Source organism: bacterium (genome assembly GCA_024742285.1).
GTDB lineage: Bacteria > Myxococcota_A > UBA9160 > UBA9160 > UBA4427 > UBA4427.
On the sequence record JANSYR010000017.1, the window covers coordinates 111,507 to 130,006 of the forward strand.

General features: G+C 67.8%; 10 protein-coding genes and 1 rRNA gene. All 11 read left to right on the top strand.

Annotated features, from left to right (window positions below):
• The first annotated feature begins 553 nt into the window (after positions 1 to 553).
• Positions 554 to 4,342 (top strand): chromosome segregation protein SMC, encoded by a 3,789-nt coding sequence (smc, locus tag NXI30_24705; protein ID MCR9097431.1) that lies wholly within the window; start codon positions 554 to 556, stop codon positions 4,340 to 4,342.
• Positions 4,343 to 4,427: 85 nt separating this feature from the next.
• Entirely contained in the window at positions 4,428 to 5,678 is a 1,251-nt protein-coding gene (gene ftsY, locus NXI30_24710) for a signal recognition particle-docking protein FtsY (protein MCR9097432.1), read from the top strand.
• Positions 5,679 to 5,749: 71 nt separating this feature from the next.
• Entirely contained in the window at positions 5,750 to 7,243 is a 1,494-nt protein-coding gene (gene glpK / locus NXI30_24715; protein MCR9097433.1) for a glycerol kinase GlpK, read from the top strand.
• Positions 7,228 to 7,989, top strand: coding sequence for a glycerophosphodiester phosphodiesterase (locus tag NXI30_24720; protein ID MCR9097434.1), 762 nt, complete (start codon positions 7,228 to 7,230; stop codon positions 7,987 to 7,989). Before glpK ends, NXI30_24720 begins: the two co-directional genes overlap by 16 nt.
• 511 nt (positions 7,990 to 8,500) lie before the next feature.
• Positions 8,501 to 13,015, top strand: coding sequence for a glutamate synthase large subunit (gene gltB / locus NXI30_24725; GenBank protein MCR9097435.1), 4,515 nt, complete (start codon positions 8,501 to 8,503; stop codon positions 13,013 to 13,015).
• 93 nt (positions 13,016 to 13,108) lie between these two features.
• The gene (locus NXI30_24730) at positions 13,109 to 14,599 is read left to right on the top strand and encodes a glutamate synthase subunit beta (GenBank protein ID MCR9097436.1); all 1,491 of its coding nucleotides are present in this window, start codon (positions 13,109 to 13,111) and stop codon (positions 14,597 to 14,599) included.
• 289 nt (positions 14,600 to 14,888) lie between these two features.
• Complete coding sequence (locus NXI30_24735) at positions 14,889 to 15,104, top strand: hypothetical protein (protein ID MCR9097437.1); 216 nt, start codon at positions 14,889 to 14,891, stop codon at positions 15,102 to 15,104.
• Entirely contained in the window at positions 15,101 to 15,580 is a 480-nt protein-coding gene (locus NXI30_24740) for a cell division protein ZapA (GenBank protein ID MCR9097438.1), read from the top strand. Before NXI30_24735 ends, NXI30_24740 begins: the two co-directional genes overlap by 4 nt.
• Before the next feature lie 21 nt (positions 15,581 to 15,601).
• Positions 15,602 to 16,234, top strand: coding sequence for a 5-formyltetrahydrofolate cyclo-ligase (locus NXI30_24745; protein ID MCR9097439.1), 633 nt, complete (start codon positions 15,602 to 15,604; stop codon positions 16,232 to 16,234).
• 33 nt (positions 16,235 to 16,267) lie between these two features.
• On the top strand, positions 16,268 to 17,500 hold the full coding sequence (tyrS, locus tag NXI30_24750; protein ID MCR9097440.1) for a tyrosine--tRNA ligase: 1,233 nt from the start codon (positions 16,268 to 16,270) through the stop codon (positions 17,498 to 17,500).
• Positions 17,501 to 17,970: 470 nt separating this feature from the next.
• Positions 17,971 to 18,500 (top strand): 16S ribosomal RNA (locus NXI30_24755); the annotation flags it as partial.

Below are 18,500 nucleotides of genomic sequence, written 5' to 3' on the forward strand. Positions count from 1 at the left end.
TCGAGCCGGTTCGCTGGACCGGAATCCGGGATCGGTCGCGGTGCCGCGGTGTGTCCGGCGCGCGCAGTGCGCATTCTGCTCGAATGCGCAGCGGACCGCGCATTCCAAACGCCGTTCTTCGACAGAAGGCTCGTGGAAATGTTCCGTTCCCGAGCTTGGCGTGGCTCGCGAGATTGGGGTACCTACTCCGTATCCCCCCATTGAGAGACGATTCCGGTCGACGAGTCAGCCTTCGTCGACCTTGGAGATCCCCGGATCGAGAACGAATCCAGCCCCGCCCGCTCGCGCCTCCGCCGTGCTCCCGAAGCACGGCAAGGACCTGATCTGGCAGGGAAAACTCGTTCTCTTGGCCTGGCTGGCTAGACCGGTTCGAAGCGGAAACGCCTAGAATCGGGGGTGAAGAACCACTCCTTCTCGCGCGCGACATCGAGAGCCCACGCGGTCCGGTGATGCACAGGGAAGGGACGAGGTTCGGGATCGCGACACGTAGATGGGGGGAACACCCCCGAATTGCGTCCCGACCTCGGTAGACAGTCGATCGATCGAGGGTTGCTTGCGCATCAAGAGTCTCCAGCTCCACGGATTCAAGTCGTTCGTCGACCGCACGGTCTTCAGCTTCGATGACGGCATGACCTGCGTCGTCGGACCGAACGGCTGCGGCAAGTCGAACGTCGTCGACGCCATCAAGTGGGTGATGGGCGAGCAGTCGGCCCGCAAGCTCCGCGGCAAGGGCATGGACGACGTGATCTTCGCCGGCTCGGAGAACCGCCCGCCGATCGGCATGGCCGAGGTCTGCCTGACCTTCGACAACCGCGATGGCCAGGCCCCCGCCGCGTACGCGGCGTACAGCGAGATCGAGATCTCGCGCCGCCTCTACCGCTCGGGGGAGTCCGAGTACCTGATGAACAAGGCGCCCGCGCGCCTGAAGGACGTCCACGATTTCTTCCGGGACACCGGGATCGGTCTGCGTGGCTACACGATCGTCGAGCAGGGCAAGGTCGCCGAGATCGTCTCTTCGAAGCCGGAGGATCGGCGAGGGCTGATCGAGGAAGCAGCCGGGATCGGCAAGTACAAGGCGCGCAGGAGAGAGGCCGAGAGCAAGATGCGCTCGACCGAACAGAACCTGACGCGCGTGAACGATGTCCTGAACGAGATCCGTCGCCAGATCACCAGTCTCGAGCGCCAGGCGAAGAAGGCCGCGCGCTACAAGCGTCTCCAGGAGACCCAGCGCGTGCTCGAGCTGTCCCTCGCGGCCGACGAACGCGCGGCACTCCTCGAAGAAGTCGAGCGTGAGTCCGGATCGCTCGGCACGCTCAAGGATCAGATGACCGCGCTCGAGGCGAATCTCGCCGAGCGCGAGCTCGCTGCCCAGGAACACCGCATCGCCCTGGCGGAATCGGAGAAGGCCGTCAGCGCGGGCGCCGAGAAGCTCTACGGCCTTCGCAGCGAGATCAAGAACCTCGAAGGTCGAATCGAGCTCGCGCGCCGCGAACGCGACAACCTCGAGGAGTCGAGCGCCTCCAGAAAGAGCGAGCTCGAGACCCTCAGCGAGCAGCTCGCGACCGCGGAGCAGGAGCACCGCTCGGCCAAGGAAGAGCTCGAGCAACTCGAGCGCGGTCTCGCCCAGGAGCAGGCCGGGATCGAAGAGGCCGAGCGCGAGGTCCAGGGCGCGCAGGAGGCGCTCCGCGCGCGGGAGGCGGAGCGCGATGCCAAGAACACGGCCCACGTCGAGCTGCTGACTGCGGTTGCACGAAGCGAGGACAGGATCGCGGGGCTCGGCGACCGGCGCGCCTCGATCGATCAGCGCATGCGCGGTGTCGACGCCGACGTCGAAGCCCAGCAGACCCAGGCCCTCGAAGCGGGGCGCGAGCAGACGAGCCTCGAGGAGGGGCTGCGCAACCTGCTCGCCGACCGGGACCGCCTGCAAGATCAGCTACGCGAGGCGATGCGCGCGCACGAAGAGGCGAAGGAGGGCCTCGCGGCGGCGACCGAAGCCGCACAGGAGGCGGTCAAGACCGCGCAGACGAGCCAGGCTCGCTACGACTCGCTGCGCGAGGTCGTCGAGGGTCGTCAGGACATCGGTGCCGGCGCACGTCATCTCCTGAGCGGCGGACAGGAGGCCGCGGATCGCTACGGCCTGCGCGGCCTCGTCCGTGAGCTCCTCGAAGCCGACCCCGAGGTCGAGCGCGCGGTCGAGGCGGTCCTCGCCGACCGCGCCGAGGCGATCGTGATCGACGAGAGCCGAGGCGCACTCGCCGCTCTGGAGGCGCTCCGGCGGGACGAGGCCGGGCGCGGCGTCTTCGTCGTCCAGCGCGCCCAGCCCGAGGTGCCCGCCGGTCTCGTTCCGCTCGGCGATCCGCTCCTCAAGCGAGTGCGCCCGCGAGCGGGCAGCGAGGGCGTGGCCCGCTCGCTGCTCGGCGACGTCTACCTGATCGATCGCCTCGAGCAGGCCTTCGAACACTTCGGGACGGGGCGTCTTCCGGCGACCTTCGTGACGCCGAGAGGTGACCTCGCGACACCGGATGGTGTCGTTCAGGGCGGCGGCGACTCGTCGGCGAGCGGCATGCTGACCCGCGCGCGCGAGGTGCGCGAGCTCGAGGTCGAGGTCGCGCGCTTCGATCAGGTCGCCGAGCAGAAGCGGGCGGCCCAGGAAGCCGCCGAGGACCGGCTCGCCAAGGCGAGCGAGGAGCTCGAGAACCTTCGCAACCGACATCACACGGCCGCCCTCGCGGTCGCGAACCACGAGAAGGACCTCGAGCGCTCGACCGAGAAGGTGAAGCGGATCGGTGAGGCTCAGCAGACGCGGACCGCCGAACGCTCCGATCTGCTCGCCGAGCAGGAAGCCGTCGGCGAGGAACTCGAGACGCTGACCCGGCAGCTCGAGGATCGCCGTCAGGAGCGCGAGGCGAGCCAGCGGGCCGTCGACGCGATCGGTCTCCAGATCAGCAGCGCCGGCCGGGAGCTCTCACGCCGCGAGAGTCGGGTCGCCGAGCTTCGCGTCGCCTACCGCGCCCGCGACGAGCAACGACTCCGGCTCCGGGAGACGGCGACCCGCGCCGAACAGTCCGAGCGCGAGACGCGGACCTGGATCGAGCGCCGCAACGCGGAGATCGAGAACGCGCGGGTCCGCCGCGAGACCCTGCGCGAAGAGATCGAGGAGGCCGAGCACACGCTCGCCGGGCGACTCGAGACCGAGGAGGTCGCTCGGGTCGAGAGCGACACGCTCCGGGAGAAGTTCGAGGCGATCCAGGCCAAGGTGACCGAGATCGACGACAGTGCCCGCGAGATGCGGGGGGATCTCGGCGCTGCTCGTGAGAAGACGAGTCAGGCGGAGCTCAAGCTCTCCGAAGCGCGCATGCGCCTCGACCACCAGGCCTCGAGTGTGCGCGAACGCTGGAGCGTCGAGATCGAGCACTGGAAGCTGCCCACGATCGAGGAGCTCGAAGCGGGCGCGGAGCTCGACACGCGTCCGGCCGCGGACACGGAGACCGCGGCGGACGGCGAGGCGGCTTCCGACGGGGCCGAGTCCGACGGCGCGGAGCCCGCCGCGGCGACCGCTCCCAGCGACGCGCTCGCCGCCCGCGGCATGGCCGCAGACGCAGCCGCCGAAGAGAGCGAGGACGAAGACGAGACGGCGATGAGTCCGGCCGCGGCGCTCCGCGAGGCGAAGCGCAACGTCGAGCTCGCGATGCTTCCGACCGCGGACCGGAAGCGCGAGGCGGAGAAGGTCCGCAAGTCGCTCCAGTCCCTCGGTGACGTCAACCTCGGCGCGATCGAGGAGCACGAGGAGCTGGCCGAGCGCTTCCGCTTCCTGTCGGAGCAGAAGGAAGACCTCGAAGGCACGATCCACAACCTTCGCGAGGCGATCAACCGGATCAATCGCACGAGCCGCAAACGGTTCCGCGAGACCTTCGATCTCGTGAGCAAGCACTTCTCCGAGAACTTCCCGAGGCTCTTCGGCGGCGGCAAGGCGAGCCTCGAGCTGACCGAATCCGAGGACATCCTCGAGGCGGGCGTCGACATCATGGCCCAGCCTCCGGGCAAGCGGCTCCAGAACGTGAACCTGCTCTCCGGTGGCGAGAAGACGATGACGGCCCTGGCGCTCCTCGTCGCGGTCTTCCAGGTCCGGCCGAGCCCGTTCTTCCTCCTGGACGAGGTGGACGCGGCCCTCGACGACGCGAACGTCGGTCGCTTCAACCAGCTGATCGTCGAGATGGCTCAGCAGAGCCAGTTCCTCGTGATCACGCACAACAAGCGGACGATCGAGGTCGCCGACGTGCTCTACGGCGTGACCATGGAGCAGCGCGGCGTTTCGAAGCTCGTGTCGGTGGTGCTCAGCTAGGCGTCCGGGGCAACGGCTGGACCGACCGGACTTCTGGCGGGCGACGGGTTCCCACGGAACCCTTCGGTGGTAGGCTCCGCGCTCGATGGATCCCAACGCCGCGCTCTACGACCTCACGCTCCTCATGTACGAGCGGCCCGGCTTGATCGTGGCCGCCGCGCTGCTGACTCCGCTGCTGCTCGGCGTCCTCCTCGACCGACTGGGGTCGCGACCGACCGGGGCGCTCGAAACCACGGCGCGCGCGGAAGAGGCCGAGGCGACCGCGGAAGCGCCGACCGAGGAGGCGGCGCAGGTGCTCGCGCCGGAGCCGGCGCACGAGAGCCCGGTCGAGCCGGTCTCCACGCCCGTCGAGCCCGAGCCCAAGCCGGAACCGGTTCCGGAGCCGATCCCCGAACCCGCTCCGGAACCCGAACCGGAGCCGGCTCCGCCGCCTCGTCCGCGACTCCGGGACCGTCTGCTCCGGACGAGCGAAGCGCTGGTCGGTCGGCTCGGCGGCGTCTTCGGCGGGAGCGCGGTCGAGGGCGAGCTCCTCGACGAGCTCGAGGAGATCCTCTTCACAGCGGATCTCGGCGTGCAGACGGCGGAGTCGCTCCTCGAACGCGTGCGGAGCGAGGGGCGCGGCCAAGACGGCGCTCGGGTCCGCGAGATCCTGAAGACGGCGATCGGCGAGAAGCTCGCCGGCGCCCAGCGCACCGAGGATCCCTTCGCGCTGGCATCGAAGCCGCACGTGATCCTGGTGCTCGGCGTGAACGGCGCAGGCAAGACGACCACGATCGGGAAGCTGGCCGCGCAGCACCAGGCGAAGGGCCGCAAGGTCCTGCTCGGGGCCGGTGACACCTTCCGCGCCGCGGCGATCGAACAGCTCCAGACGTGGGGCGAGCGGGTCGGCTGCGACGTGATCGCCGGAGAGGCCGGGGGCGACCCGGCGAGCGTGGCCTTCGACACGGTCAAGGCCGCCGTCGCCCGGGACGTGGACGTCGCGATCATCGATACCGCCGGCCGTCTCCAGACGAAGAAGCCCTTGATGGAGGAGCTCGGAAAGATCGTGCGCGTGATCGGACGCGACGTGCCCGACGCGCCCCACGAGATCCTCCTCGTTCTCGACTCCAACACGGGGCAGAACGCGATCTCCCAGGCGCGGCTCTTCACCGAGGTCGCCGACGTGACCGGGCTCGTGCTCACGAAGATGGACGGCACGGCGAAGGGCGGCGTGATCGTCGGACTCGCGGACGAGTTCCGGATTCCGGTGAACTTCGTGGGGGTCGGCGAGGGAATCGAAGATCTTCGCGAGTTCGAGGCGGCGGAGTTCGTCGACGCGCTCTTCGGAGAAGGCTAGGCCGCAACCGAAGGGCGCTCTGCGAAGATGTGGACGGGCCTCGGGAGGGCCTGCGGCAGAGGGGAAAGCGCATGGCTGGCTTTGTACTGGCATTGGATCAGGGGACGACGTCTTCGCGGGCGCTTCTCTTCGACGAGGCCGGGGCGGTCGTCGGGGTCGAGCAATTCGAGTTCCCGCAATCCTTTCCGCAGCCCGGCTGGGTCGAGCACGATCCGCACGAGATCTGGGACAGCCAGCTGCGCGCGGCGCGGGGCGTGCTCGAGAAGGCGGGGGTCGCACCGGCCGACATCGCTGCCCTCGGCATCACGAACCAGCGCGAGACGACCGTCGTCTGGGACCGCAAGACCGGCGAGCCGATCCATCCCGCGATCGTCTGGCAGTCGCGCCAGTCCAGCGGCGTGTGCGACGACCTGCGCTCGCGGGGCCTCGACGACGAGATCCGCGCGCGGACGGGTCTGTTGATCGATGCGTACTTCTCGGGGACGAAGATCCGCTTCATCCTCGATGCGGTCGACGGGGCGCAGGCGCGCGCCGAGGCGGGCGAGCTCTGCTTCGGAACGATCGACAGCTGGCTGATCTGGAAGCTGACCGGCGGCCGGGTCTTCGCGACCGAGCCGTCGAACGCGTCGCGGACGCTCCTCTTCAACATCCACGACGGGAGCTGGGATCCCTTTCTGCTCGACGCGCTGCGGATTCCCGAGGCGATGCTGCCGGAGGTTCGGGATTCGAGCGGGGCGTTCGGAGAGACGGATCCGGACATCCTCGGTGCGGCGATCCCGATCGCGGGCGTCGCCGGCGATCAGCAGTCGGCGCTCTTCGGGCAGGGCTGCCTCGAACCCGGTCGCGCGAAGAACACCTACGGCACCGGCTGCTTCCTCTTGATGAACACCGGCGCCGACGCGCCGCGATCCGAAGCGGGGCTGATCACGACCGTCGCCTGGCGGAGGGAAGGGCGTCTCGAGTACGCGCTCGAAGGATCGATCTTCGTCGCGGGATCGGCCGTCCAATGGCTGCGCGACGGACTCGAGTTCTTTTCGCAAGCCGCGGAGAGCGAAGCGCTGGCGAAGTCGGTGCCGAACACCGAAGGCGTCTACGTCGTCCCGGCGTTCGTGGGTCTCGGCGCACCGTACTGGGACGAGGACGCTCGGGGGACCCTCGTCGGCATCACCCGCGGAACGAACCGCGCCCATGTGACCCGCGCGACCCTGGAGTCGATCGCGTTCCAGACCCGGGACGTGATGGGCGCGATGGGACAGGACTCGGGGATCGCGCCGCAGGTGCTGCGCGTCGACGGAGGCGCCTGCGAGAACGACTTCCTCATGCAGTTCCAGGCCGACATCCTCGGGATCACCGTCGAACGCCCCGCCGTCCTCGAGGCGACGGCGATGGGGGCGGCGCGATTGGCCGGGCTGGGTGTCGGCTTCTGGCGGGATGCGGCGGCGCTGGATGCGGGGGGCGGTGCCTCGACGCTCTTCGAGCCGACCATGTCGGAGGACGAGCGGGAAGCGCGCTATCGAGGCTGGCTCCGCGCGGTCGAACGCTCGCGGGCGTGGGCGGAAGAATGACGCTCACGGGCGAACGGCCCCTCGTGATCGCGCACCGCGGCGCCTCCGGCGACCGACCGGAGAACACCCTGCCGGCCTTCGAAGAGGCGATCGCCCAGGGCGCGGACATGATCGAGACCGATCTGCATCTGAGCCGGGACGGCGTCGTCGTCATCCATCACGACGCGGGCCTCGAGCGCCTGGGGGAAGCGGGAGAGATCCGCAGCCGGACGGCGGCGGAGCTCGCGGCCCTCGACGCGGCGCCGGGGGACCCCGAGACGCTCCGGATTCCGACCCTGCTCGACGTCCTCGAAGGCTTCGCCGAGCGGATCGACTGGAATCTCGAGCTGAAGGTCGGACTCGAGACCCCCTACGAGGGGATCGAGGCGCTGGTCCTGTCGGAGGTCGAGGCCCGCGGGCTCCTTCGACGGGTCCTCTTCTCCTGCTTCGACGACGGCGTGCTGGAGCGGCTGCGCGCCGGCTCGCGGGCCGCGAGGCTCGGCGTGCTCGTTTCCCCGCGGGCACCCGACGACGTCTTCGGGCGGGCGGATCGGGTGGGGGCCGAGGCGATCCATCCCCACGTCTTCCTCGTGAACGAGGCGCTGGTCGCCGGTGCCCACGAGCGTGGCCTGGCGGTCTACCCCTACACCGCGAACGAGCCCTCCGAGATGGCGCGTCTGCTCGACCTCGGAGTGGACGGGGTGATCACGAACCACCCGCGGGTGCTCGAAGCGCTCCTCGCGACGCGCGAATTCGCAGCTGAGTAGGCGGCTTGGCGCCCCTTGCCGCGCATTGCTGCGGGCGGCGCTGGTTGACTTTCAGGGCGCGGTGTCATAGGGTCGCAAGTTCGAAAAACGTTGGACCCGCAGTGACTTAGCCGCGTGGCGAAGCGACCGGACTCCCGATCGGCAGGGCCGGGCATGCAGGACGCCCCCGTCCTCCGTCCCACCGATCGAAGGCGAGCCGGAACGCACCAGGCCAGGGCCCGACATCGCACTTGTACTGACCGAGGCGGACTCGGGTCGGTGCGTGCCTCTTCTTACGGTTGGCGGTCTTCGGGCCGGTCCGTCGGGCAGGCGCCACCGCGCGACGCCCAACCCTGCACCCGAACGGGTCCGGGAGGCGTGAGGTCCCTCTCGGTCGACGGCGCGATGAAGGGCCGACGAAGGGCGAAGTCGCGAAGGGTCGACCGACCGGATGCCGTGTCGCGGCGTCGACGCCAGGAGTGGCGCGCGCGACCCGACACGACAACCCGAGCCAGGAAGGCTGGATGCGCACATGATGCGATACGGACTCCCCCCGAAGCAGGGCCTCTACGACCCCGAACTGGAGCACGATGCCTGCGGCATCGGGTTCGTCGCCAATCTCAAGAAGCCGGCGAGCCATCTGATCGTGGAGCAGGCCACCGAGATCCTCTGTCGCCTGACCCACCGCGGGGCCGCGGGCGCGGACGAAGCGACCGGTGACGGCGCGGGCATGCTGATCCAGACGCCCGACAAGTTCCTGCGCAAGGTCGCGGACGCCGCGGGCTTCGGCCTTCCCGAGCTCGGTCGTTATGCCTCCGCCCTCGTCTTCCTCGCGACCGACCCCGACGAGCGCGCCCGCCAGATCGCGATCGTCGAATCCTGGGTGACCGCCGAGGGCCAGGAATTCCTGGGCTGGCGCGAGGTTCCGACCGACCCGACCACGATCGGTGAGATCGCCCGGTCGGGCATGCCCGAGATCAAGCAGTTCTTCGTGGGCGCCGCGGACGGACTCGACGAGATGGCTTTCGAGCGGAAGCTCTACGTGATCCGCCGGCAGATCGAGAACGAGATCGAGCGGCTCGGCTCCGCCTTCCACGTCCCGAGCCTCTCCTCCAAGACGTTCCTCTTCAAGGGCATGTTCCTCGCCCACCAGACGCCCGAGTTCTTCCCGGACCTGCAGGATCCGGATCTCGAGAGCCGGCTGGCGCTCGTCCATCAGCGCTACTCGACGAACACGTTCCCGACCTGGGACCTCGCGCAGCCGTTCCGGTACCTCGCGCACAACGGCGAGATCAACACGATCCGCGGCAACCAGAACTGGATGAACGCGCGCGAGGGCACGCTCCGTTCGGATCTCTTCGGCGACGACCTGAGGAAGATCTTCCCGGTCATGCGGAACGGCACTTCGGACTCCGCGCGCTTCGACAACGCCCTCGAGTTCCTCCATCTCGCCGGCCGTGATCTCCCGCAGTCGATGCTGATGATGATTCCCGAAGCGTGGGAGAACGATCCGACGATGACGGAGGATCGTCGGGGCTTCTACGAGTACTACTCCTGCATGATGGAGCCCTGGGACGGCCCGGCCTCCATGTGCTTCTCGAACGGCGACGGCGTCGGCGCGGTCCTCGACCGCAACGGCCTTCGTCCCTCGCGCTACGTCCTGACCAAGGAAGGCCTCCTGGTGATGGGCTCCGAGGTCGGCACGCTCAAGATCGAGCCCGCCGACGTCGAGGAGAAGGGGCGCCTCGAGCCTGGCCGCATGTTCTACGCCGATCTCGACGAGGGCCGCATCGTCCGCGACGAAGAGCTGAAGGACCGCTACATCCAGCGCCATCCCTTCAAGACCTGGGTCGAGACCCACCAGCTCGAGCTCGGCGACCTCGGTCGGGTCGAAGCGGTGCACAAGCCGAACCCCGAGATCCGGCTCTCGCTCCAGCAGACCTTCGGATACACCCTCGAGGACATGCGCTTCCTGCTCGCGCCGATGGCGGCGAACGGCAAGGAGGCCCTCGGCTCGATGGGCGAGGACGCGGCGCTGGCCTGTCTCTCGGACAGGCCGCGGCTGCTCTTCTCCTACTTCAAGCAGAACTTCGCGCAGGTCACGAACCCGGCGATCGACTCGATCCGCGAGCGCCCGGTCATGACGCTCGATTCGACCCTCGGCGAGGAGAAGAACCTCCTCGACGAGACGCCCGAGCACGCGCAGCTGCTCCGCCTGCACCGGCCGGTCCTGCGTGACGCCGAACTCGAGGCGATCCGGCAGATCGACAAGCCCGGCTTCAAGAGCGTGACCCTCTCGACGCTGTTCAAGAAGGCGGACGGCGGGGATGGGCTTCGCGCGGCGATCGAACAGCTCTGCAGCGAAGCCGAGCAGGCGGTGGAAGGCGGCGCGAACATCGTGATCCTCTCGGATCGCGGCGTCTCCCCCGAGCTCGCGCCGATCCCGTCGCTGCTCGCGACGGGCGCGGTTCACCACCACCTGATCCGCAAGGTCCTGCGCACTCGCTGTGGCCTGATCGTGGAGACCGGTGAAGCCCGCGAGGTCGCGCACATGGCGCTCCTCGTCGGCTACGGCGCCGGCGGCATCAACCCCTACCTCGCCTTCGAGACCATCGGCGACATCGTCGAGTCGGGCACCTTCGTTCCCGACGACCTCGATCCCGCGACCGCCGAGGAGAACTACCTCAAGGCGATCGATCTCGGCCTGCTGAAGATCTTCGCGAAGATGGGGATCTCGACCCTGCAGTCCTACCGGGGCGCTCAGATCTTCGAGGCCGTCGGTCTCGGCGAAGAGATCGTGAAGCTCGCCTTCGACGGGACCCACTCCCGTGTGAAGGGCATCGGCCTCGACGTCCTCGCGCGCGAGGTCGAGATGCGCCACGACCAGGGCTTCCCGGAGAACGAGTACGAGTATCCGGAGCTCGATCCCGGCGGTCTCTATCAGTGGCGGCTCCGAGGCGAGCAGCACACCTTCAATCCCGAGAGCGTCTCGAAGCTCCAGCACGCCGTGCGCAACGAGAGCTGGAAGAGCTTCGAGGAGTACGCGAAGGCGGCCGACGACGACGCGGTCCGCATGCGGACCCTGCGCGGTCTGCTCGAGTTCAACTTCGACCAGGACCCGGTCCCGCTCGAGGAAGTCGAGCCGGTGGAAGACATCGTCGTGCGCTTCTGCACCGGCGCCATGTCCTACGGCTCGATCTCGGCCGAGGCCCACGAGACCCTCGCGATCGCGATGAATCGGATCGGCGGGCGCTCGAACACGGGCGAAGGCGGCGAAGATCCGAAGCGCTGGACGCCGGATCCGAACGGAGACCTCCGCCGTTCGAAGATCAAGCAGGTCGCGTCGGGTCGCTTCGGCGTCACGAGCGCCTACCTCGTGAACTCCGACGAGATCCAGATCAAGATCGCCCAGGGTGCCAAGCCCGGGGAGGGCGGCGAGCTGCCCGGTCACAAGGTCGACCAGATCATCGCGGACACGCGCTACTCGACGCCGGGCGTGGGCCTGACGTCGCCGCCGCCGCACCACGACATCTACTCGATCGAGGACCTGTCGCAGCTGATCCACGACCTGAAGAACGCGAACCGCTTCGGCAACGTGAGCGTCAAGCTCGTGTCGGAGACGGGCGTCGGCACGATTGCCGCGGGCGTCTCGAAGGGCAAGGCGGACGGCGTGCTCATCTCCGGTCACGACGGCGGAACGGGTGCCTCGGCGCTCACGTCGATCAAGAACGCGGGCTGCCCGTGGGAGATCGGGCTCTCCGAGACCCAGCAGACGCTGGTCCAGAACGACCTCCGTGGCCGAATCAAGCTCCAGGTCGACGGTGGTTTCAAGACCGGACGCGACGTGGCGATCGGAGCGCTGCTCGGCGCCGACGAGTTCGGCTTCGCGACCGCACCGCTGGTCGCGATGGGCTGCATCCTGATGCGCGTCTGCCACCTGAACACCTGCCCGGTCGGAATCGCGACCCAGCGCCCCGAGCTTCGCGAGCGCTTCGCGGGAGAGCCGGAGCACGTGGTCAAGTTCTTCTTCTTCGTGGCCGAGCAGCTGCGCCAGATCATGGCCGAGCTCGGCTATCGCAAGATGGACGAGATGATCGGCCAGACCCATCGCCTCCAGATGCGGAAGTCGATCAATCACTGGAAGGCTTCGTCGATCGATCTCTCGGACCTCCTGTTCCGGCCCGACGTTCCGCACGACATCGTGAACACGGGCAAGCAGGACCACGGTCTCGAGAAGGCCCTCGACATGAAGCTCCTCGAGCTGGCCGAGCCGGCCCTCGAGCGGGGGGAGAAGGTTCGCATCGAGCTCCCGATCGAGAACATCAACCGGACGGTCGGCACGATCCTGGGCTCCGAGGTGAGCCGGAAGTACGGGCTCGCGGGGCTCCCGGACGGAACGATCGAGATCGAGTTCACGGGCTCCGCGGGACAGAGCGTGGGCGCCTGGCTGCCGAAGGGCATCCAGATCCGAGTGACCGGCGACGCGAACGACTACTGCGGCAAGGGCCTCTCCGGAGGTCGCGTGATCGTGCGCGCGCCGGCGGACGTCTCCTACGAGCCGACCGAGAACATCATCGCCGGCAACGTGCTCCTCTACGGGGCGACCGGTGGCGAGGCGTTCTTCCACGGGCTCGCGGGCGAACGCTTCTGCGTGCGCAACTCCGGTGCCCACGCTGTCGTCGAAGGCGTGGGTGACCACGGCTGCGAGTACATGACCGGCGGGCGGGCCATCATCCTCGGCCCGACCGGGCTCAACTTCGCCGCCGGCATGAGTGGCGGTATCGCCTACGTCCTCGACGAGGCGGGTGACTTCGAGAGCCACCTCAACCCGCTGGCGGCCGTCGACCTCGATCCGCTGGGCGACGACGACGTCGAGTACCTCCAGAACATGCTCCGCAAGCACTTCGACTACACCCGGAGCGCGCGTGCCGAGGACATCCTGCGCAAGTGGGACACCTACGCCCCGAAGTTCGTGAAGGTGTTCCCGACGGAGTACCGCGAGGCCCTCGACAAGATGGCGGCCGAAGGGATCACGCCCTCCCGCTAGCCGAACCCGAACGGCCGCGCCGCGCGCGACCGCGACGAACCCCCAGGACGCGCCTCCCCCGAGAGTGGGAGGAGGGCGTCGAGAGAGACTCAGATGGCGAAGCCCACCGGATTCCTCGAAGAGAAGCGAGAGAACGTCACCTACCGCGACCGCAAGGAGCGGATCGGCGACTTCAAGCAGGTGATGAACACGATCCCCGTGGAGCAGCTGACGGCCCAGGCCTCCCGCTGCATGGACTGCGGGATTCCGTTCTGCAGCAACCCGAACAGCGGACGCGGCGGGTGCCCCCTCGGCAACATCATTCCGGACTGGAACGACCTCGTGTACCGCGGGAAGTGGGAGGAGGCGATCAGCCGGCTCCACTCGACGAACAACTTTCCGGAGTTCACCGGCTCGATCTGCCCTGCGCCCTGTGAGGCGGGCTGTGTGCTCGGAATCAACGACGACCCGGTGACGATCAAGAACATCGAGTTCAAGATCGTGAGCGAGGGCTGGGACCGTGGCTACATCAAGCCGGCCATTCCGGAGAAGCGGAGCGGAAAGTCGGTCGCCGTCGTCGGTTCCGGCCCGGCGGGGCTCGCTGCGGCTCAGCAGCTCGCTCGCGCGGGCCACACGGTCACCGTCTTCGAGAAGAACGACCGGATCGGTGGGCTGCTCCGCTACGGGATCCCCGAATTCAAGATGGAGAAGTGGATCATCGATCGCCGCCTCGAGCAGATGAAGGAGGAGGGGGTCTCCTTCCAGACCGGGGTCGAGGTCGGCAAGGACCTGACCGCCGCGGATCTGCGCAAGAACTTCGATGCGGTCCTGCTCACGATGGGCGCCGAGCAGCCCCGCGACCTGCCGGTCGAGGGACGCGAGCTCGAGGGCGTCCACTTCGCGATGGATTTCCTCCCCCAGGCGACCAAGCGGGTCCACGGGGACCAGCTGCCGCCGGAGGACGACATCCTCGCGGGTGGCAAGAACGTGGTCGTCCTCGGGGGCGGCGACACGGGCTCGGATTGTGTGGGGACGAGCCATCGCCAGGGTGCGAGCTCGGTGACGTCGATCGAGCTCCTCGAGGAACCGCCGCATGGCAAGAACCCGTCCACGCCGTGGCCGATGTGGCCGATGATCGCCCGCGGCTCCAGCTCTCACGACGAGGGCGGCACCCGCAAGTACGCGATGATGACGAAGCGATTCTCGGGGGCGAATGGCCGCATCGAGAAGCTCCATGGCGTCCAGGTGCGCTTCGGCGACCCGGACGAGTCGGGCCGGCCCGTCATGGAAGAGGTCGAGGGCAGCGAGTTCGAGCTGGATGCCGACCTCGTCCTGCTCGCTCTGGGCTTTCTCGGTCCGGTTCAGTCGGGTCTCATCGAGGACCTGGGGCTCAAGCTCGATCCGCGTGGCAACATCGAAGCGAACGTCGAGGACTACCGGACGTCGGAGCCGGGGGTTTTCGCCGCGGGCGACTGCCGGCGCGGACAGAGTCTCGTCGTCTGGGCCCAGTCCGAAGGCCGGGAGGCCGCCCGAGCGGTCGACACCTACCTGATGGGCGAGTCGCGCCTGCAATCGCGCAACACGGTCGGGAATTTCCCGGGCTGAGCCGAAGGTTTCGCCTCGCGGCGATCGTCGTGCCGCTCGACGGGCGACGCCCCCCGCAGACCTGTCTTCGCGCGACGTGCCCTGCGTCACCTTTTTGCAGGACTCGAACGCGTGCGTCTTTCCCTCGCCCCCACCCGGCGCGGATCGTGTAGGCTAAGACTCGACGAGCGAGTGAATCCAACGCGAGGACGGGGCGCGAACGTTGGCAACAGACGGTCTTCAGACGGGGCAGGCTTCCCAACAGACGACGGAAACCTCGCGGTTCGACTTCGAACGACTCGAGCGGGCCGTGTCCTTCCTGATCGAGGAGCACGAGCGCCTCTCCAGCGAGAAGGCAGCCCTTCTCGAAGAGCTCGTGGAGCGCGAGTCCCGCATAACATCGCTCGAGGCGAAGCTCGATCGTGAGCGAGCACTGCGCGCGACCGCCGTGGAAGGCGTCGACAAGATCGTCGTGCGCCTCGAGCAGCTCCGGGCGAGTGCCTCGGCGGCGGCGGAGCCCGCATGAGCGACGAGTCGAAGTCTTCGTCGGTCGTCGCCGTCCGGATCGCCGGGCACGAGTACAAGATCCGCAGCGACGGCGACCCCGACGGGCTGAAGGAGATCGCCGGCTACGTGGATCGCGCGATGGCGCGGGTCCGTGAGCGAACCGGAACCGTCGACACCTTCGACGTCGCGGTGCTGACGTGCCTGAATCTCGCCCGTGAGATCCTGGCGCTGCGCGAAGCCCGGACGCCGGAAGGATCCACCGCGATCGAGGACGACAAGCTGCGCTCGCTGATCGAGAACGTCGAGGCCGCGCTGCTCGTTCAGCCGATGACCGACGCCGTCGAGGAAACCGCACCCGCCACGGCAGAACGGGGTGCGACGACCCTCGAGCTGCCGAGCTTCGAGAGCCTTCGGGAGCGGGACGACGGCGAGGCGGCCGCGGCCGATCTCGAGGCGCCCCGGGTCGCCGCAGGCGGCCGCGACCGGGCCTCCTGACCGACGGTCCCGCCGCCTCCGGTGTCGCCCGCCAGGAACGACGAGAAGGCGGAGCTGCGTCGGCGCATGCGCGGGCTGCTGCGCGACCGCTCGGGGGAGGAGTCGGAACGCGCCGGGGCCGAGATCGCGGACCGACTCGAGAGGACGGCGGCCTGGGCGCGGGCCTCGACCGTGGCTGTCTACGCGAATCTGCCCGGCGAGGTCGCGACGGACACGCTGATCTCGAGCGCCTGGCGCGGCGGGAAGCGCGTTCTCCTTCCGCGCGTCGCCGGTGCGGGGCAGCTCGCCTTCGCGGAGCACCCGGTCGACGCGTCGCTCGTCACGGGGGCGTTCGGTGTGTCGGAGCCGCCGCCCACGGCGCCGCCGGTGGATCTCGTGGACGCGGATCTGGTCCTCGTTCCGGGACTCGCCTTCGACCGTCACGGCGGGCGCCTGGGGCGGGGGAGGGGCTACTATGATCGCGCCCTCGCGACGCTCGGCCGTTCGGGGGTGCGCGACGTCGCGACCGAACGCGACCCGGCGGTGCCGCGCACGATCGGCGTCGCCTTCGACCTTCAGCTCGTCGAGACGGTGCCCATGGACGTGCGCGACGTGCGCCTGGAAGCCGTCGTGACGCCTTCGGCGATGCACATCGTCGATCGCCCCGCGACCTGAGTAGAGCCGAACGACGATGGAGCAGGGATTCCCATGAGCGACGCAGCGATCCGGCAGGAGGTCGAGCGGCAGCTCGCCGTGATGCGCGAGGGAGCGGTCGACTTCCACGGCGAGGAAGAGCTGGCCGAGCGCCTCGCGGTCTGCCTGAAGGAGGACCGGCCGCTCCGCGTGAAGCTCGGCATGGACCCGTCCTCGGCGGATCTGCATCTCGGACACAGAGTCGTTCTGATGAAGCTCCGTCGTTTCCTCGAGCTCGGCCACACGCCGATCTTCCTCGTGGGCGACTTCACGGCGCGGATCGGAGATCCTTCCGGCCGCAACAAGACACGTCCGGCCCTGGATGAAGCGCAGGTGCGGGAGAACGCGAAGACCTACGTCGACCAGGTCGCGAAGCTGCTCGACGTCTCGAAAGTCGAGGTCCGGTTCAACGGCGAGTGGATGGATTCGATGACACCGTCGGATTTCGTTCGCCTGTGCTCGCAGACGACGGTGGCGCGGATGCTCGAACGCGACGATTTCTCCAAGCGCTACGCCGCGGAAGTGCCGATCTTCATCCACGAGTTCCTCTATCCCTTCGTTCAGGGCTACGACTCGGTGGCGCTCGAAGCCGATGTGGAGCTCGGCGGGACGGACCAGACGTTCAACCTGCTGATGGGGCGCGAACTCCAGCGGGCCTACGGACAGCCGCCCCAGGCCGTCCTCACGCACCCCTTGCTCGTGGGCCTCGATGGCCACGAGAAGATGAGCAAGAGCCTCGGCAACTCGATCGGCATCCTCGACGAGCCGGAGGACATGTACGGCAAGGTGATGAGCATTCCGGACGCGGCGATGTCGGAATGGCATCGCCTGCTCTCGATGGGCGATTGGGCCGATCTCGGGGCCGATCTCGCGCGATTCGCGGAGGGCGAGGGCGATCCGATGTCGCTGAAGCACCGCCTAGCACGCAGTATCGTGTCGCGTGTACACGGGGATGCGTCGGCGGACGCGGCGGGAGAACAGTTCAGGAAGGTCGTCCAGCGCAAGGAGATGCCGGACGACATTCCGGAGGTGGGTGTCGGACTCGACGGGCGGGAGGCCCTCAAGGTGTTCGAACTCCTGGTCGAGGCCGGGCTCGCGGCGAGCAAGAGCGAGGCACGTCGTCTCGCACAGCAGGGCGGGGTTTCCATCGACCAGGCCCGTGTGAACGACCCCACGGCGCTCGTGGAGGCCGGAGAGCACCTGGTCCAGGTCGGAAAACGTCGCTTCGCGCGGGTCCGGGTCGCCTGAGACCCGTCCGACTCGGCCGACGACTCCGCTCCGGCGGCGGGGGTGCCGGAAAGCGCCCGAGGGGGCGAAAAAAAAGCTCTAAACCCTCTAGAATTTCCCTTGCGCGGACTCGCAGCGTCCCGTAAGTTCCGGCGCCCGCCGCGGGGATCACTCGCGGGGGGATTCCCAAGCCATAGTCCGGATTTCACGCTGCTCACCTTGCAGCGCCGGGCTCCTTCGGCTCTGGGTTTTCGCGCAGAGACAGTCTGGACGGAGCTCTTGACAAGCTCCCAGGGCCTCGAGCGATCTTTGAAAACTGAATAGCGTGTGGTTCGCAGAGTCGGGTGGGGACACTCGGCGAAGCGGATCGAGACAACATTCAAGAAAAGTCCCCTAGCAGGACGCGTTGAGTAAGCCTCGAGCTTGCTTCACGCATCAGTCCTGCTTGCGATCATGAACGTTGGAGCCAGCTCCAACGTTCAGCCAAATTTAAACTGGAGAGTTTGATTCTGGCTCAGGACGAACGCTGGCGGCGTGCTTAAGACATGCAAGTCGTACGAGAAAGTCACTTCGGTGGCGAGTAAAGTGGCGCACGGGTGAGTAACGCGTGGGTAATGTGCCCTTAGGTTTGGGATAACCCCGGGAAACCGGAGCTAATACCGAATGAGACCACGATGACTTCGGTCGATGTGGGAAAAGGTGGCCTCTCGAAGAAGCTATCGCCAAAGGATCAGCCCGCGTTTGATTAGCTTGTTGGTGAGGTAACGGCTCACCAAGGCTCCGATCAATAGCTGGTCTGAGAGGATGATCAGCCACACTGGAACTGAGACACGGTCCAGACTCCTACGGGAGGCAGCAGTCGGGAATATTGGGCAATGGAGGCAACTCTGACCCAGCAACGCCGCGTGAAGGATGAAGGCCCTCGGGTCGTAAACTTCTGTCGAGAGGGAAGAAACGCGTAAGGTTAATACCCTTGCGTCTGACTGTACCTCCAAAGGAAGCACCGGCTAACTCCGTGCCA

Coding starts and splice junctions, on each gene's coding strand:
- glpK (MCR9097433.1), top strand. CDS start 5,750: ATGGCTGGCTTTGTACTGGCATTGGATCAGGGGACGACGTCTTCGCGG.
- NXI30_24730 (MCR9097436.1), top strand. CDS start 13,109: ATGGCGAAGCCCACCGGATTCCTCGAAGAGAAGCGAGAGAACGTCACC.
- ftsY (MCR9097432.1), top strand. CDS start 4,428: ATGGATCCCAACGCCGCGCTCTACGACCTCACGCTCCTCATGTACGAG.
- gltB (MCR9097435.1), top strand. CDS start 8,501: ATGATGCGATACGGACTCCCCCCGAAGCAGGGCCTCTACGACCCCGAA.
- tyrS (MCR9097440.1), top strand. CDS start 16,268: ATGAGCGACGCAGCGATCCGGCAGGAGGTCGAGCGGCAGCTCGCCGTG.
- NXI30_24740 (MCR9097438.1), top strand. CDS start 15,101: ATGAGCGACGAGTCGAAGTCTTCGTCGGTCGTCGCCGTCCGGATCGCC.